The organism is Streptomyces sp. NPDC059853 (assembly GCF_042731495.1).
In the GTDB taxonomy this organism is placed as follows: Bacteria; Actinomycetota; Actinomycetes; order Streptomycetales; family Streptomycetaceae; genus Streptomyces.
On record NZ_JBHWJL010000235.1, the window covers coordinates 5815 to 8262 of the forward strand.

Consider the following 2448-nt stretch of genomic DNA (forward strand, 5'->3'; position numbering starts at 1 on the left):
CACGTGGTTGTCTGCCGCGTTAAGGTTGGGGGGGGGGGCGGGGCTGCCCGCCCCCGTGGCGGGGGTCGGGGGCCCCCGCCCCCGTGACCACCAGCATGGCCCGCCCGCTTCACAGCCGTGTGACGGGCGGGTCCGCGCTCGGTACGGAACGGCGCGCTCAGTGCCGCAGGAACGCCGTCATGGCGTTCGCCAGCAGGTAGGGGTCGGCGGCACCGCACAGTTCGCGCGCGGAGTGCATGGACAGGATCGCCACCCCGATGTCGACCGTGCTGATGCCGTGGCGCGCGGCGGTGATCGGGCCGATGGTCGTCCCGCACGGCACCGCGTTGTTCGAGACGAACGTCTGCCACGGCACCCCGGCCCGCTCGCAGGCCTCCGCGAACACCGCCCGTCCGCGTCCGTCGGTGGCGTACCGCTGGTTGACGTTCACCTTGAGGATCGGCCCCGCGCCCGGCATCGGGTGGTGGTCGGGGTCGTGCCGCTCGGCGTAGTTGGGGTGCACGGCGTGCCCGGTGTCGGAGGACAGGCAGATCGTGGCGGCCAGCGCCCGCGCCCGGTCCTCGGGGGAGCCGCCGCGCGCGTGGACCGAGCGTTCCAGCACCGAGCCGAGCAGCGGCCCGCCGGCCCCGGTGTCCGACTCGCTGCCGCACTCCTCGTGGTCGAAGGCCGCGAACACCGGGATGGCGTCCGTCCCGGCCTGGGCGGCGGCGATCAGCGCGGACACCCCGGCGTGCACCGACAGCAGATTGTCCATCCGCGGCCCGGCCACCAGTTCCCGGTCCTTGCCCAGGTAGGCGGGCGGCTCCACGCTGTGCGCCATCAGGTCCCAGCCGGCGACCTGGTCGGCGGCCACCCCGGCCTCCCCGGCCAGGAACGCGATCAGCTCGCCCTCGTGCGGGGTGCCCAGGCCCCACAGCGGGGTCATGTGCTGCTGGCGGTCGAGCTTCAGCCCGTCGTTGACGCCGCGGTCGAGGTGGATGGCCAGCTGCGGCACCCGCAGCAGCGGCCGGTCCACGTGCACCAGCACGCTGCCGCCGCCGCGCAGCGACAGCCGGCCGGACAGCCCGAGGTCGCGGTCGAGCCAGGTGTTGAGCAGCGTGCCGCCGTACACCTCGACGGCGATCTGCTTCCAGCCGTGCCGGCCGCGGTCGGGCACCGGCTTGACCCGCAGGTTCGGCGAGTCGGTGTGCGCGCCGACGATCCGGTACGGGGTGGCCGCGTCCGCGCCCTCGGGTACGTACCAGGCGATGATCGCGCCGCCCCTGGTGACGAACTTCCCCCCGCTCTCCCCGTCCCAGGCGGCCTCCTCCGCCACCTGCCGGAACCCGGCCTTCTCCAGCCGCTGCGCAGCACCTGCCACCGCGTGGTAGGGAGAGGGCGCCGCGGCGAGGAACCCCATCAGGTCATCGGTGTGCGCGCGATCGAAGGGTCTGGACGAAGAAGGCGAAGAACTCATACCCCTCAGCATACGAATCCCCCGAATGCCGCCTTCGGGCGAGAGTGCGCACCGCGGACACCCCCGGCCTCCCGCCCGGCCTCAGCCCCCACCCGCGGCCGACCGCGCGCCGCGCGCCGGGTCGGCGCCGTGCAGATGGGCCATGAGGTGCTGGAACGCCGGCCAGTCGCCGTCCGGGAGCGGGTAGTACAGCCCGGGCCGCCCGGCCGGGCCCAGGCGGTGCGGGGTGGCGGGCAGCGGCGGACGCAGCGCGTGCGGCAGCCCGATGCGGTGCACGTCCTCGCCGCCGAGGGCGAAGGCCAGCGGGGCGGGCCCGGGCTCCAGCTGGGCCGGCACCGTCAGATCGGCGCGGGCCCGGCGGCGCTGGGCCAGCAGCGACACCAGCCCGTACCGGCCGGCCAGTTCCCCGGCCAGCCCGGGCAGAACGGCCGCACTGTCCGGCCCGCCCCCGGCGGCACCGTCCCGCTGCCCGAGCGCGAAGGTGACCTCCTCCTCCACCCCGCCGGTGGTGATCCGCGTCCGCAGGGTGGCGATGGCCGGCGGCCCCTCCGGGTGCCCCACCACCACCAGCCAGGTGCGCTGCGGCGCCCGCGCCCGGGCCCGCTCGGTCAGATCCTGCCGCGACCAGGGCAGCGACGCCGGCTCACAGGTGCCCCAGCCGGCCGGCTCCGCACCGGTCAGCCGCCGCCACACCGCCTCCAGGCCGCCGCCCAGCAGCAGTTCCCGGTCGGCGGGCCGCCGGGTGGTGAAGGTGAGCAGCAGCTGGTGCTCCTCGCTCACCGCCGCCCGCGGCACCCCACCGAGGAATCCCGGCGCCGGGGTGCCGGTCGCGGTGAACTGCCCGTCCTGCCAGCGCAGTACGGACCCGGACAGCCCGTCGTAGTACCCCCCGGCGCCGTCCTGCACCACCCAGCGGTTGGGCAGCCCGGCCAGCACCGAACGGGTCGGCAGGGAGAGCCGGGCACCGCGCGGGGTCACGATCTGGAGCGCCC

2 protein-coding genes are annotated in these 2448 nt (G+C 75.9%); both read right to left on the bottom strand.

Annotated elements, in window-relative coordinates; all coding sequences use genetic code 11:
• Window positions 1-157 precede the first annotated feature (157 nt).
• Window positions 158-1456, bottom strand: a complete 1299-nt coding sequence (locus ACFV5N_RS20965) for a M18 family aminopeptidase (RefSeq protein WP_385601973.1) — start codon at window positions 1454-1456, stop codon at window positions 158-160.
• A gap of 81 nt (window positions 1457-1537) precedes the next feature.
• A partial coding sequence (locus tag ACFV5N_RS20970; RefSeq protein WP_385601976.1) for a DUF6177 family protein occupies window positions 1538-2448 on the bottom strand: 911 nt, incomplete at its 5' end.